General features: G+C 38.8%; 11 protein-coding genes. 10 read left to right on the forward strand and 1 reads right to left on the reverse strand.

What is annotated here, in order from left to right; translation table 11 throughout:
* Positions 1 to 62: 62 nt before the first annotated feature.
* The 3 genes from pfkA (at position 63) to ACGTNH_RS08105 (ending at position 3,319) form a co-directional block, all read left to right on the forward strand.
* Entirely contained in the window at positions 63 to 1,022 is a 960-nt protein-coding gene (gene pfkA / locus ACGTNH_RS08095; RefSeq protein ID WP_394586235.1) for a 6-phosphofructokinase, read from the forward strand.
* A 38-nt stretch (positions 1,023 to 1,060) separates the two neighbouring features.
* Entirely contained in the window at positions 1,061 to 2,821 is a 1,761-nt protein-coding gene (gene pyk / locus ACGTNH_RS08100; protein WP_394587672.1) for a pyruvate kinase, read from the forward strand.
* Positions 2,822 to 2,926: 105 nt separating this feature from the next.
* On the forward strand, positions 2,927 to 3,319 hold the full coding sequence (locus ACGTNH_RS08105; RefSeq protein WP_394586236.1) for an FxsA family protein: 393 nt from the start codon (positions 2,927 to 2,929) through the stop codon (positions 3,317 to 3,319).
* A 51-nt stretch (positions 3,320 to 3,370) separates the two neighbouring features.
* Here the strand turns inward: ACGTNH_RS08105 and ytvI are convergent, their stop codons facing one another.
* On the reverse strand, positions 3,371 to 4,480 hold the full coding sequence (gene ytvI, locus ACGTNH_RS08110) for a sporulation integral membrane protein YtvI (protein WP_394586237.1): 1,110 nt from the start codon (positions 4,478 to 4,480) through the stop codon (positions 3,371 to 3,373).
* Between the two features lie 200 nt (positions 4,481 to 4,680).
* On the opposite strand from ytvI, the gene citZ reads away from it, so the two are divergent.
* The 7 genes from citZ (at position 4,681) to polA (ending at position 14,450) form a co-directional block, all read left to right on the forward strand.
* Positions 4,681 to 5,796, forward strand: coding sequence for a citrate synthase (citZ, locus tag ACGTNH_RS08115; protein ID WP_394586238.1), 1,116 nt, complete (start codon positions 4,681 to 4,683; stop codon positions 5,794 to 5,796).
* A 105-nt stretch (positions 5,797 to 5,901) separates the two neighbouring features.
* Positions 5,902 to 7,176: an NADP-dependent isocitrate dehydrogenase gene (gene icd, locus ACGTNH_RS08120; RefSeq protein WP_394586239.1), complete on the forward strand. Its 1,275-nt coding sequence runs from the start codon at positions 5,902 to 5,904 to the stop codon at positions 7,174 to 7,176.
* 14 nt (positions 7,177 to 7,190) lie between these two features.
* Positions 7,191 to 8,129: a malate dehydrogenase gene (gene mdh / locus ACGTNH_RS08125; RefSeq protein ID WP_394586240.1), complete on the forward strand. Its 939-nt coding sequence runs from the start codon at positions 7,191 to 7,193 to the stop codon at positions 8,127 to 8,129.
* A gap of 135 nt (positions 8,130 to 8,264) precedes the next feature.
* A complete protein-coding gene (locus ACGTNH_RS08130) occupies positions 8,265 to 8,741 on the forward strand; it encodes a MaoC family dehydratase (RefSeq protein ID WP_394586241.1) in 477 nt (158 codons plus the stop codon).
* Positions 8,742 to 9,170: 429 nt separating this feature from the next.
* Positions 9,171 to 9,866 (forward strand): response regulator transcription factor, encoded by a 696-nt coding sequence (locus tag ACGTNH_RS08135; protein WP_394586242.1) that lies wholly within the window; start codon positions 9,171 to 9,173, stop codon positions 9,864 to 9,866.
* Positions 9,867 to 11,621 (forward strand): two-component system histidine kinase PnpS, encoded by a 1,755-nt coding sequence (pnpS, locus tag ACGTNH_RS08140; RefSeq protein ID WP_394586243.1) that lies wholly within the window; start codon positions 9,867 to 9,869, stop codon positions 11,619 to 11,621.
* A 183-nt stretch (positions 11,622 to 11,804) separates the two neighbouring features.
* The gene (gene polA, locus ACGTNH_RS08145; protein ID WP_394586244.1) at positions 11,805 to 14,450 is read left to right on the forward strand and encodes a DNA polymerase I; all 2,646 of its coding nucleotides are present in this window, start codon (positions 11,805 to 11,807) and stop codon (positions 14,448 to 14,450) included.
* The last annotated feature ends 5 nt before the right edge of the window (positions 14,451 to 14,455 follow it).

A 14,455-nucleotide genomic window follows, 5' to 3' on the forward strand; every position in this document is an offset into this window, starting at 1 on the left:
GTTTGATTTATATGGTAATTGGGCACACAGACTAAAAAGAACTACTTTTGAGGTGATGGAAAATGAAGAGAATTGGTGTTTTAACCAGCGGTGGAGATGCACCAGGAATGAATGCCGCTATTCGAGCGGTCGTTCGTAAAGCAATTTTTCATGGGGTGGAAGTGTACGGTATTGAGCATGGTTACCAGGGTTTAATTGAAGGGGCAATTAAAAAAATGGAACTAGGTTCAGTTGGAGATATTATTCAGCGTGGAGGAACTATGCTTTACTCTGCGCGTTGTGAGGAGTTTAAAACAGAAGAAGGACAAGAGAAAGGCATTCAACAACTTAAAAAACATGGTATTGAAGGATTAATTGTGATTGGCGGAGACGGAAGTTTTAGAGGCGCTAAGAAATTAACCGAAAAAGGTTATCCGTGTATTGGAGTTCCTGGTACAATCGACAATGACATTCCTGGCACAGATTTTACTATCGGATTTGACACAGCATTAAATACAGTAATTGATGCGATTGATAAAATTCGTGATACAGCTACTTCTCATGAGCGTACTTATGTCATTGAGGTAATGGGAAGAGATGCTGGTGATTTAGCATTATGGGCTGGACTTGCTGATGGGGCTGAGAGCATTATTATTCCTGAAATGGAAGATGAATTTAATGAAGTAATTGAACGATTAAAGCGAGGCCATGACCGAGGCAAAAAGCACAGTATAATTATTGTGGCTGAAGGAGTGACGAGCGGCGTAGATTTCAGTAAGAGAGTGGAAGAGGCGACTGATCTTGAGACACGCGTAACTGTTTTAGGACATACTCAACGTGGAGGCTCACCATCAGGAAGAGATCGTGTATTAGCCAGCCGATTAGGAGCTTACGCAGTTGACCTGCTTATGAAAGGGAAAGCAGGCTGTATGGTAGGGATTGAAAATAATGAATTAGTCGATCATGATATTTTGGAAGTTCTAAATCGAGAACATTCCATTGACATGGATATGTACCGTTTGTCGAAAGAACTATCTATATAATTTTAAGTTAACGACGCTTTTGAGGAGGAAAAAGAATGATTAGAAAAACAAAGATTGTAAGTACGATTGGGCCGGCCTCAGAATCTGTAGAGATTCTTACTGATTTAATTAATTCCGGCATGAACGTAGCTCGTTTAAACTTTTCGCATGGGGATTTTGAAGAGCATGGTGCTAGAATTAAAAACATTCGTGAAGCTGCTTCCGTCACAGGTAAAACGGTAGCAATTCTATTGGACACGAAGGGGCCGGAAATTCGTACAGGCGAATTAAAAGGTGGAGAAGCTTATTTAGAAAAAGGGAATACAGCTTATGTAAGTATGGAGAGTATACAAGGTGATGCTGAACGTTTTTCTGTTACCTATGCGGGCCTAATTAACGACGTTCATCCCGGTTCTAAAATCCTTCTTGACGATGGGTTAGTTGAATTGCAAGTGGAAGAAGTGTTAAAAGAACAAAACGAAATTAAAACTACAGTTCTAAATAATGGTCTTCTTAAGAATAAAAAAGGAGTTAACGTCCCTAACGTTAGTGTAAACCTTCCGGGTATAACTGAAAAAGACGCTAAAGATATTGAGTTCGGAATTGAACAAGATGTAGACTTTATTGCTGCCTCATTCGTTCGTCGTGCATCAGATGTTTTGGAAATTAAAGAGCTGCTAGAAAGTAATAATGCAGGGCATATACAAATTATTCCTAAGATTGAGAACCAAGAAGGTGTCGATAACATTGATGACATCCTAGAAGTAAGTGATGGTTTAATGGTCGCTCGTGGAGATCTTGGAGTAGAGATTCCTCCTGAAGATGTGCCTTTAGTGCAAAAGCAATTGATCCGTAAATGCAATAAAGCAGGTAAGCCTGTTATTACAGCTACGCAAATGCTGGACTCTATGCAGCGCAACCCTAGACCGACTCGGGCCGAGGCATCTGACGTTGCAAATGCTATTTTTGACGGTACGGATGCCATTATGCTTTCAGGAGAAACGGCAGCGGGTGATTATCCGCGTGAAGCAGTACAAACAATGAGTAATATTGCAACGAAAACAGAAACAGGACTAAACTATAAAGCGATTCTTGATGAACGTTCTAAGCATAGTGATATGACGATCACGGATGCGATCAGCCAGTCCGTGACGCACACAGCAATTAACTTGCAAGTGAACGCAGTTGTAACACCAACAGAGAGCGGACATACAGCACGTATGATCTCGAAATATCGTCCTCAAGCTCCAATTGTAGCAATTACTTCTAGTGAACGAGTTAATCGTAAGCTTTCCTTAGTTTGGGGTGTGTATGCGGTTATGGGGCCTCAATCTGAATCAACAGATGATATGCTTGATGTAGCTGTTGACCGTGGACTTGCTTCTGGAATTGTTGCTCGAGGAGATCGAGTCATTATTACTGGTGGAGTCCCTGTGGGAGAAAGCGGCACCACTAATCTTATGAAAGTTCATGTCATTGGAGATGTTTTATTAAAAGGACAAGGTGTAGGTCGTAAAAGTGCCTACGGACGTGTTGTAGTAGCTAAAAATGCCCAGGATGCTATGGATCGTGTTGAGGAAGGGAACATCTTAGTAACAAATAGCACGGATCGTGATATGATGCCTGCAATTGAAAGAGCTGGAGGTATTATCACTCAAGAAGGCGGACTAACTTCGCATGCAGCTGTAGTTGGTTTAAGTTTAGGAATTCCAGTTATCGTAGGGGTAGAGGAAGCCTTCGATAAAATTAAAGATGGATCTGACTTAACTATGGACAGTACGCGCGGCGATATTTATGATGGTCATGCTAGTGTCCTATAGTTACTAGTGAAAAAGACAGAGGGATTGTTCTCTGTCTTTTTCTTTCGCTTGTTCTTCTTATATTCGATATAATAGAAGAAATGGTGAAGAAGAAAGGAAGATCATATGTTTCGCTGGTTGTTACTGCTGATTTTAATTGTGCCAGCTTTAGAAATTGGATTATTAATTTGGGCAGGGAATTTAATTGGCCCTTGGTGGGTCATACTGTTAATCTTATTAACTGGAGTACTGGGAGCCTGGTTAGCCAAACAACAAGGGTTAGAGACGATACGAAAATTGCAGACCTCAGTCGGTAATCATGAGCTTCCAGGCGAAGCATTGTTAGATGGAGCGTGTATTTTAGTGGGGGGAGCTGTCCTTCTTACGCCAGGCTTTATTACGGACGCTATTGGTTTTTTGTTGTTAATACCTGCAACGAGATCACCGTTAAAGAACGGCTTGCGTCGTATAATTAATAAAATGATGGATCGTAATACAATTACCATCTATAGAAAATAAAGGTTCTTAAGGGCTGCTGATCTTTTTATATTGCAGTCCTTTTCCGGGTTTTTATTTACCAATGATAAAATTCCATAATTGAAAAGGTACTCCAGAAGTGAACAAGGCTTTCCCGAATGCAATAATAATCGGGGTAATAACAATGGCCAATCCTCCCCAAATTTGAAAACCCAGAAAAAGACCGATTAGCAGGATAAGTGGATGAATTCCAAAATGAGAAGCTAGTATCTTGGGTTCAAAAAGCTGTCGGCATATAACGACAACCATATAAATGATGGACAATTGTATGGTAAGCATAAATTGGTCGGTTAAAAAAGAATAAATGATCCATGGAATAAAAATAATTCCAGTTCCGATGTAGGGAATTAAATCAATGATTCCTGCCAGCAAAGTCATTAAAAGAGGGTGAGGGTGCTTAATAAATAGCATCCCTGTAATTACAATTAACATAGTAATCGCCATCAAAATGAGTTGAGCTTTTACTAGCTGCTTAATCGTTAATTTAAAATTTGACCATACTTTCTTTATGGGAGAACGCAATCTTTTTGAAAAGTAATTTTGAAAAAGGTACTTTATTCTATCCCAATCCTTACTGATGAAAAAAGTGGAAAGAAAAATAATCCCAAAAGCCATTAAAATGCTTGGTAAATTTGCTATTCCTCCACTGAAAAGCTGCAATAAAGAATGTAATTGCTCGATTCCAAATTGAACGAACCGTTGTTTTATATCTTCCAGATAACTGTAGATCGTATGACTAAATGATGGGTCAAATGAGCCCACCCAGCTTTTTGCATAAGATAAAATAAAGTCCACCCAGCTAAGAAATTGTTCGTGAAAAACATTAATAGCCTGTACATATCCTGCGAAATCTTGATTTGACAGGCCTTGAATTACACCCACCACTCTGGTAACTATAGCAGCAAAGATACTTACAAATACACTGAGAATAACCCCTATGATAAAAAGTATGGCAAGGGATTTTGGAAGTCGCAGTTTTTCATGTAAAAGTTTTACAAAAGGTTGAATAAACCAAGAAATTGTAAAGGCTAATATAAAAGGAAATAAAAAATTCCATGTTAAATAGATTAATAAATAGAGACAGATTCCGCTTAATAAAACAAATAATAAACGAATGAATTGTGGAAAGTTAAATGAGTCCATTGAAGGTTCCCCTTTAAATAAAAATATAGAAAGTTTTGCTATAAATTGTTGGAAATTAACCGGTTTCAATTCACATTCAAGTCAGAATACTTTATAATTGTCGGTGGGGAAGAAATCCTAGTATAATTTAAAAAGAATTAGTAAAGCGTTTTCTCGGACTTCAGGAGGGAATGTAGCATTATTTCAAAAGGAGAGATCTTATGGCATCAACTAAAGGTTTAGAAGGTATTACAGCTACAGAGTCGACTATTAGTTCGATCATTGATGACAAGTTAACCTACGTGGGTTATGACATTGATGATTTAGCCAACCACTCTAGTTTTGAAGAAGTGGTTTACTTATTATGGAACCAAGAACTTCCTAAAGAAAACGAGCTAAAAGAGTTTAGAGAAGAGCTCGTCTCTAATATGGACATTCCAGATGAAGTGATTGCACACCTTAAGTCATATGATTTATCAACCGTTCATCCAATGGCGGCGCTGCGTACAGCTATTTCAATGCTGGGGTTATTTGATCCTGAAGCAGACGAAATGGACGAGGCAGCAAACAAAAGAAAAGCTGTTCGTTTACAAGCAAAAATCTCTACTGTAGTAACAGCTTTCTCTCGAATCCGTAAAGGGAAGGACCCTGTATCTCCTAAAAAAGATTTAAGCTTTTCTGCTAACTTTTTATATATGTTGAACAATAAAGAACCTGAAGACGTAGAAATTGAGGCAATAAATAAGGCGCTGGTTTTACATGCAGACCATGAACTGAACGCTTCTACTTTTACGGCGCGTGTATGTGTTGCAACTTTATCTGACGTTTATTCAGGAGTTACTGCGGCAATTGGTGCACTAAAAGGTCCTTTACACGGTGGTGCTAATGAACGCGTAATGCAAATGCTGACAGAAATAGATTCTGTGGAGAATGCTGTTCCAGCTATCGAAAAGAAGCTAGAAAACAAAGAAAAGATCATGGGAATGGGTCACCGAGTTTATCGGAATGGAGATCCACGTGCTAAGCACCTTAAAGAAATGTCTCGTGAACTAACTGAGTTAACTGGACATTCCAAGTACTATGAAATGTCTATTAAAATTGAAGACTATATTAAAGAAAACAAAGGACTTCCAGCTAATGTAGACTTCTATTCCGCTTCTGTTTATCACAGTCTTGGAATTGACCACGACCTGTTCACTCCAATTTTTGCTGTGAGCCGTGTTTCAGGCTGGTTAGCCCATATCTTAGAGCAGTATGCAGATAATCGTCTGATCCGTCCAAGAGCAGAATATGTAGGTCCAAAAGGACAAACATATAAACCAATTGAACAACGCTAATTCTAAAGAGTTAGCTTGCGCTTTTTATTGTGATTAATTTAACGTATGATAAAGAGGGGTGTAATATCCCTTTTTAATCTAGCAATTATTTTAGGAGGGTTTATTTTGGCACAATCTAAGAAAATCTCAGTAGAACAGAACGGAAGTTTAAACGTACCTGATCGTCCAATCATTCCATATATTGAAGGTGATGGTATTGGTCCGGATATTTGGGCTTCAGCTAGCCGCGTAATCGAAGCAGCTGTAGATAAAGCATACAATGGAGAAAAATCTATTGAATGGAAAGAAGTTCTCGCAGGTCAAAAAGCATACGATAAAACGGGCGAATGGCTGCCAGAAGAGACTTTAGACACGATTCGTGACTATAAAATTGCCATTAAAGGTCCTTTAACTACTCCAATTGGTGGAGGAATTCGTTCACTTAACGTTGCACTTCGTCAGGAACTGGATTTATTTACATGTCTTCGTCCAGTTCGCTACTTTGAAGGCGTTCCGTCTCCTGTGAAACGTCCTGAGGACACTGACATGGCTATTTTCCGTGAAAACACTGAAGATATCTATGCTGGTATCGAATGGCAGGAAGGTACACCTGAAGTTAAACAAGTGATCGATTTTCTTCAAAATGAGATGGGTGTACATAACATTCGTTTCCCTGAAACTTCTGGAATCGGTATCAAGCCAGTTTCTGAGGAAGGTACGAAACGTCTAGTTCGTGCGGCAATCGACTATGCATTAAACGAAGGACGTAAAAACGTAACACTTGTACACAAAGGTAATATTATGAAATTCACTGAAGGTTCCTTTAAAAACTGGGGATATGAAGTGGCTGAAGAAGAATATGGTGAGAAAGTATTCACATGGGCTGAATATGACCGCATCGTAGAAAAAGAAGGTAAAGATGCCGCTAATGCTGCGCAGGATAAAGCAGAAGCTGAAGGCAAGCTTATCGTTAAAGATGCGATTGCTGATATCTTCTTACAGCAAATTCTTACTCGTCCAAAAGAATTTGATGTTGTTGCAACGATGAACTTAAATGGAGATTATATTTCTGATGCACTTGCTGCTCAGGTTGGTGGCATAGGAATTGCTCCAGGAGCAAACATTAATTTCGAAACTGGTCATGCAATTTTCGAAGCGACTCACGGTACTGCTCCTAAGTATGCTGGACTAGATAAAGTAAACCCTTCTTCTGTTATTTTGTCAGGTGTACTTATGCTTGAGCACCTTGGATGGAGAGAAGCAGCTGAGCTTATTTCTCAATCTATGGATAAGACAATTGGCAGCAAAGTTGTAACTTATGACTTTGCACGTATGATGGACGGTGCTACTGAAGTAAAATGTTCTGAGTTCGGTGATGCTCTAATCAAAAATATGGACTAAGAGGTGGATCATTTATGGCGATTCGCAGAAGTAAAATTTCAGTGATCGGTAGTGGATTTACTGGTGCTACGACAGCTTTAATGCTTGCTCAAAAAGAACTAGGTGATGTAGTTTTAGTCGATATTCCAGATATGGAGGATCCGACAAAGGGTAAAGCGCTGGATATGCTGGAGGCTAGCCCCGTACAAGGGTTTGACGCGAAAATTACTGGTACAGCAAATTATGAAGATACAGAAGGTTCTGATCTTGTCATAATAACGGCAGGTATTGCAAGAAAGCCTGGTATGAGTCGTGATGATCTGGTAAATACGAATTCTAAGATTATGAAGACCGTAACCAAGGAGATTGTAAAATATTCACCTGATTGCTACATCGTGGTCTTAACTAACCCGGTTGATGCCATGACTTATTCTGTATTCCAAGAAGCCGGCCTCCCTAAGAACCGTGTTATCGGCCAGTCTGGTGTTCTGGATACAGGTCGGTTCCGTACTTTTGTCGCTGAAGAGCTTAATGTTTCAGTAAAAGATGTAACAGGATTCGTTCTTGGTGGACATGGTGATGACATGGTACCGCTCGTTCGTTACTCATTTGCTGGAGGAATTCCACTAGAAAAGCTTATTTCAAAAGAACGTTTAGATGAAATCGTTCAACGCACCCGTACAGGCGGCGGTGAAATCGTTGGCTTGCTTGGTAACGGAAGTGCATATTATGCACCTGCTGCTTCTCTTACTCAGATGGCTGAAGCCATCCTGAAGGATCAACGTCGCATTCTTCCTGCAATCGCCTATCTTGAAGGTGAATACGGATATGAAGGTATTTATCTTGGGGTCCCAACCATCTTAGGTGGTAATGGTATTGAAGAGATCATCGAATTAGATTTGACAGAAGAAGAGAAAAAGCAGCTTGATCAATCAGCTGCCTCTGTTAAAAACGTGCTGAATGTATTAAACTAATAATAGAAGGATTCGAGGCTTATCCTCGAATCCTTTTTTGCTTTATGAAATGGAGGACTTAAACGAAGAATGTCAGCAATTGTGGATACAACTTTATTTAATTATGTAAACGTTTTCTAAAAAGGAGTGAGACGAATGTTAGGTAAGAAAAGAAAGTTAGGGAAAAAAATTCAGGATCTTAAGGTTGGAGATTGTTACACTTCATCTTTCTCTATTGAAGATAAGGAACTGCTTATGTACTTAGGATTAACTGACGATGCGAATCCATTATATATCCAACATGATTATGCTTCTGAAACCCCTTATACCCGGCCGATTGTTCCGAGTGTAATGATATTCGGGAAGGTTTCTTCTATCATTTCTATGCATTTACCCGGGCCGGGGAGTCATATTTTCAAGCAGGAGCTGGATTATCCAAAACCCCTTTTTCATTATAGCGAGGTCAAAATAACTGCAGAAATTAGCTTAATTCATAAAAAGGATCACTATATAGATGTTGTGATTATTGGTTACGATGAAGAGGGGGAAGAAGTCGTAAGTGGAAAGGTTTCCGTGCGTCCACCGTATGAACCGAAGTCAATGAATGCAAGCTCGCTGGAAAACTTTTATTAATACAATGTTTAAGACTGACGCAGGTTAGTCTTAAGCTTGAAGAAAAACCTTGGCTTCTCTAAACTTTATGCAAGGGAAAGTTTCAAACGTTCGATAGAATAAATGGTTCCAGATTACACATCGATACACGATGTGGCGAACCGGACTTCCTATTTAAGAATTCCCCGGAGGAGGCGCCCATATCTCCCACAGGAGTCTCGACCTTTCCTAAAATTCTTATTTCTTGATCATACAAGAAATGTTTACACTTTCAAGCTAAAAGAGAAAGCAATGGTTTCTCAACAAGCTGACTGACGGAGGTCAGTCTTTTTTTTATTGGTAAAATTTGTTTGTTATTTCTGTGTAAAAATTGTAAAGAAACGTGCCAAACTGTAAACTAGTATGTATCATTAAGGTGTAGACATTTTATGCTCGCTGGGGGGACTTCTAATGAATCAAAAGATTTTAATAGTAGATGATGAGGAATCGATTGTAACCTTGCTTAAATACAATATAGATCAAGCAGGTTATGAGACAGAGGTGGCTTACACTGGAAGTGAAGCTTTAGAAAAAGCTTCAACCACTACTTACGATATGATCGTACTAGATGTAATGCTCCCAGAGATGGACGGTATGGAGGTTTGTAAACAGCTGCGTCAAAAACAAGTTCAAACACCTATCCTTATGCTCACTGCGAAAGATGATGAGTTTGACAAAGTGTTAGGTTTAGAACTGGGAGCAGACGATTACTTAACCAAACCTTTCAGTCCCCGGGAGGTAGTAGCTAGAATAAAGGCTATACTACGTAGAATGGTTCGTGAACCTGCAGAAGATACACCTCAAACTATCCAAATTGCTGATTTGACGATTTATCCTGAGCAATACGAGGCGACAATTAAAGAGGAACCTCTAGTTTTCACGCCAAAAGAATTTGAACTTCTCTATTATCTAGCTCAAAATATTGGCCGTGTGCTGTCTAGAGATCAGCTTTTAAGTGCGGTCTGGAACTATGATTTTGCTGGAGATACGCGAATCGTAGATGTTCACGTAAGTCATTTAAGAGAAAAAATTGAGCCTGATACTAAAAAACCTGTTTACATTAAGACGATTCGAGGTTTAGGTTATAAAATGGAGGTACCAAAATAAATGAGGTCGAGAACTAGACCTTTATTAACTTATATGGTGTTAGTTATTATCGTTATGGTAAGTCTAGGTGTTTTATTAGCACAGCTGACACGCAGTTATTTTATTACAATATTTGAAGAAAGAATTTCTGTTGAAAGCGAATATTTCGTAACGTATGTGGAAGGTTTTTTAGAAGACGACCAAGTAACCGATGAGTCATTGGATGCGTTTAGTGAACAGATAAATACGAGCTTAGTATTTATATCTAATGAGGATGAATTGTTAATTGATACAGTAGCAGCAAATGAACAAGTGACTGAAGAGGATAAAGATATAATTATTAACCTTGTTCAACAAAGTGAAGAATCCATGAGACAAGGAAAGTTACTAGATAATGTTTTTTACTATCCTCTCCCCCAGACTATAGGAGATACTTCAGGTACACTTATTCTCATATCTCCTGTAGAATCTTTGTCTAATATCACCAAGAATATTTGGTTAATTATAGGGCTGACCTTATTAATAGGTCTAGTTGCCATCTTTTTTATTGGATTCAATGTTTTTTCAAACTACATTCGACCGATTAGATCTGCAGCGGGAGTAGCGGATGAATTAGCTAAAGGGAACTATAAAGCCAGGACGTATGAAGGGCATTTTGGAGAAGCGGGCCAACTAAGCCGCTCCATAAACATTCTTGCTAGAAACCTACAAAAAATGACCAGTTCAAAAGGAATGCAAGAGAATCAGCTGGAAGCCGTAATAAATAATATGGGTAGTGGACTAATACTTATTGATGAGAAAGGCTATATTCAACTTGTGAACCGTGCATTTCTAGACAGTTTCGGAGGAATGAAGCCTGATTATGTAGGATATCTTTATCACGACGCGATTCCTTTTAACACCATTCATGAAACTGTTCAAAATATTTATATGTTTGAAGAGACAGTAAGCGAAACCTTTATTCTGCCTGTGGATATTAACCGTAAACATCTTGAAGTAACAGGTGCTCCTATCTTCAGTGATAAGAAGAAATGGAAAGGCATTGTTTTAGTTTTTCATGATATTACTGACATGAAGAAACTTGAACAAACGCGTAAAGACTTTGTTGCCAATGTATCTCATGAATTAAAAACACCGATTACATCAATCCGTGGGTTTTCGGAGACTCTTCTCGATGGAGCGATGAAGGACGAACAGATGTTAAATCAGTTCCTTGAGATTATTTTAAAAGAAAGTGAGCGGCTTCAATCTCTTATACAAGATTTACTTGAGCTTTCCAAAGTAGAAAGAGAAGATTTTCATCTGACAATCGAACAAATCAATATGCAGAATTTCTTGCATGATCTCGTTCCTATCATTGAACAGCAAGCTGCTCAAAAAAATATATCATTGCATGCCGACATTAGTGGAAGTACTATAGTTGAAGGTGATTCAAGCAGGTTAAAGCAAGTTTTTATTAACCTCATGTCTAATGCAATTAATTATACGGGGGAAAATGGGAAAGTTAGCTTAGATTTTCAAGAATACGATGATTATGTCGTAATAAGTATTGAAGATAATGGTGTGGGGATACCGGAAGAAGAAATCCCTAGAATCTTTGAACGATTCTATCGGGTAGACAAAGCGAGAAGCCGTAATTCAGGAGGGACTGGCCTTGGGCTGGCGATTGTAAAACACATCGTAGAAGCTCACGATGGTTCGATCCAGGTAGAAAGTGAAGTTGGTAAAGGGACCAGATTCCACGTCAAACTACTTAAAGAATTTACAAACAATTAATACTATATTGAAAAGAAATTTACTTTTTTTTGATACGATACAGTTGAAACCCTTTCATCCAAGGTGTTTTCTCTTGATGAGCAGAAGCTTCCCTCGCTTCTGCTCTTTTTTTGTAGTTTTTTCTTCTTCGAAAGGAACATGATAGAATAGAGGTAATGATGTTTTCTAAGAGGAGCTGAAATAATGGCTGAAAAATTGGTTTTAATTGATGGTAACAGCATTGCCTACCGTGCATTTTTTGCACTTCCTTTACTTAATAATGATAAGGGTGTGTACACAAATGCCGTATATGGTTTTACAACAATGCTGTTGAAAATATTAGAAGAAGATAAGCCGGATCATATTTTAGTAGCGTTTGACGCTGGTAAAACGACTTTCCGTCATAAAACGTATAAAGAATATAAAGGTGGAAGACAAAAGACTCCTCCAGAGCTTTCAGAGCAATTCCCTGTACTAAAAGAACTGCTGGAGGCGTTCGAAATTAAACATTACCAACTGGATCAATATGAAGCTGACGATATTATTGGTACATTAGCTGAACAGGGACAAGAGAAGAAGTACGATGTAAAAGTCATATCTGGTGACAAGGACTTACTTCAACTTGTGACTGATAAAGTGAAAGTAACTTTGACTAAAAAAGGAATCACTAATGTGGATACGTATGATCCTGCTTTTCTTTTAGAGAAAATGGAGATTAGACCTGATCAGGTGATTGACTTAAAAGCACTCATGGGAGATAGCTCTGACAATATTCCGGGGGTGCCGGGAGTAGGAGAGAAAACTGCAGTTAAATTGTTAAAGCAATTTGATAAGCTGGAGACTGTTTACGAACAGTTGGCTGAAGTAAGTGGTAAGAAATTAAAAGAAAAGCTGGAAACACATAAAGAGGAAGCTTTCATGAGTAAAGAACTCGTGACGATTGAACGTAACGCACCTATTGAAATTGGCATAGAAGATTTAGAGTACCAGCAATATGATCAACAAAAAGTGTCTTCAATCTTTAGAGATCTTGGCTTCCAATCACTAATAAGCAGAGTTTCTAAGGATGAAGCCGTCTCTCATCAGGAAGTCCCCGAAGACTGGGATGAAGTAAAAGTTAATGTGATACATGAATTAACCAAAGATATGATAACTGGAGAAGAATCTGTGGTCGTTGAAATGCTTCATGAAAACTATCATCAGTCCCCAATAGTAGGAATTTCTATCGTCAATCTGAATGGAAACTATTTTATTACAATGGAAGATGCGGAGAGATCAGAAGGATTTATCAAGTGGGCGGAAGACCCTTCACAAGAAAAGTGGGTTTTTGATGCAAAACGAACGCTTGTGGCTTTAAGAAGACATGGTATAGCCCTGCGTGGGATCTCATTTGATTTATTACTAGCTTCCTATTTAATTAATCCTTCTGAAAATAATCATGACGTACCTTCCATCAGTCATCGTATGAACGAACATGCTGTCCAGTATGATGAAGAGATATATGGAAAAGGGGCAAAATTAAAAGTTCCTGAGGATAAATCCGTCATGCAGGAACACGTAACAAGAAAGGCAGCTGTTCTCTACAAGCTTAAAAAAACAATGGAGGATCAGCTACAGCAAAATGAGCAGTATAAACTTTATGAAGAATTAGAAATGCCGCTAGCATTAATTCTCGGGGAGATGGAACATTGTGGCGTTCAAGTTGATGCCGGCCGCTTAGAGGAAATGGGAAGCGATCTTAACCGTAGACTTAATGAGATTAAGGCTGAAATTTATGAACTTGCCGGAGAAGAATTTAATTTAAACTCACCTAAGCAGCTCGGCCCTATTTTATTTGAAAAGCTGGAACTTCCTGTGATTAAGAAAACTAAAACAGGCTACTCCACTTCTGCTGATGTATTAGAACAGCTTCAAGATGAGCATGAAATTATCGAGAAAATTCTGCTGTTCCGACAACTTGGGAAACTTAAGTCCACCTATATTGAAGGTCTGTTGAAAGTGGTGAATCAGGATACCAATAAAATTCACACAAGGTTTAATCAAGCTCTCACTCAAACCGGTCGTCTCAGTTCTATTGAGCCCAATCTGCAAAACATTCCCATTCGTTTAGAAGAGGGGAGAAAAATCAGACAAGCTTTTGTACCGTCACAAGAGAATTGGGTAATGTTTGCCAGCGACTATTCTCAAATAGAACTTCGCGTGCTGGCTCACATTGCGCAGGATGAAAAGCTTAAAAATGCTTTTAAAGAAGGGAAAGATATTCATACTCAGACGGCTAGTGAAGTATTTGATGTTTCGGAGGGTGATGTAACTTCACAAATGCGCAGGCAAGCTAAAGCGGTCAACTTTGGAATCGTATACGGCATTAGTGATTATGGATTATCACAAAGTCTGGGGATTACACGAAAAGAAGCAAAAACGTTTATTGAAAAGTATCTTTCGAGCTATCCTGGGGTAAAAGAGTATATGAGCGATTCTATACAGGAGGCCAAAAGGTTAGGATACGTTAAAACATTTATGAATCGAAGAAGGTACTTGCCAGAAATTACGAGCCGTAATTTCAATCAGCGCAGCATTGCAGAACGCACTGCCATGAATACTCCAATCCAAGGGAGTGCGGCAGATATTATTAAAAAAGCGATGATTGATCTAGATCAACGGTTAAGGACAGAGAAGCTCCAAGCTCGTATGCTTTTACAGGTTCATGATGAATTGATCCTGGAGGCGCCTGAAGAAGAGCTTGAACGATTAAAAGAAATCGTACCAGATGTGATGGAACAAACAGTCGAATTAGACGTCCCGCTTGAGGTTGATTATTCCTTTGGACCGACCTGGTACGATGCGAAGTAAGTGAG

The sequence above is a fragment of the Halobacillus sp. B23F22_1 genome (assembly GCF_043497005.1).
In the GTDB taxonomy this organism is placed as follows: Bacteria; Bacillota; Bacilli; order Bacillales; family Halobacillaceae; genus Halobacillus_A.

Bases quoted from the DNA above. Each gene is read 5' to 3' on its own strand.
- pfkA (WP_394586235.1), top strand. From the start codon at position 63: ATGAAGAGAATTGGTGTTTTAACCAGCGGTGGAGATGCACCAGGAATG.
- ACGTNH_RS08105 (WP_394586236.1), top strand. From the start codon at position 2,927: ATGTTTCGCTGGTTGTTACTGCTGATTTTAATTGTGCCAGCTTTAGAA.
- ytvI (WP_394586237.1), bottom strand. From the start codon at position 4,480: ATGGACTCATTTAACTTTCCACAATTCATTCGTTTATTATTTGTTTTA.
- citZ (WP_394586238.1), top strand. From the start codon at position 4,681: ATGGCATCAACTAAAGGTTTAGAAGGTATTACAGCTACAGAGTCGACT.
- mdh (WP_394586240.1), top strand. From the start codon at position 7,191: ATGGCGATTCGCAGAAGTAAAATTTCAGTGATCGGTAGTGGATTTACT.
- ACGTNH_RS08130 (WP_394586241.1), top strand. From the start codon at position 8,265: ATGTTAGGTAAGAAAAGAAAGTTAGGGAAAAAAATTCAGGATCTTAAG.
- ACGTNH_RS08135 (WP_394586242.1), top strand. From the start codon at position 9,171: ATGAATCAAAAGATTTTAATAGTAGATGATGAGGAATCGATTGTAACC.
- pnpS (WP_394586243.1), top strand. From the start codon at position 9,867: ATGAGGTCGAGAACTAGACCTTTATTAACTTATATGGTGTTAGTTATT.
- polA (WP_394586244.1), top strand. From the start codon at position 11,805: ATGGCTGAAAAATTGGTTTTAATTGATGGTAACAGCATTGCCTACCGT.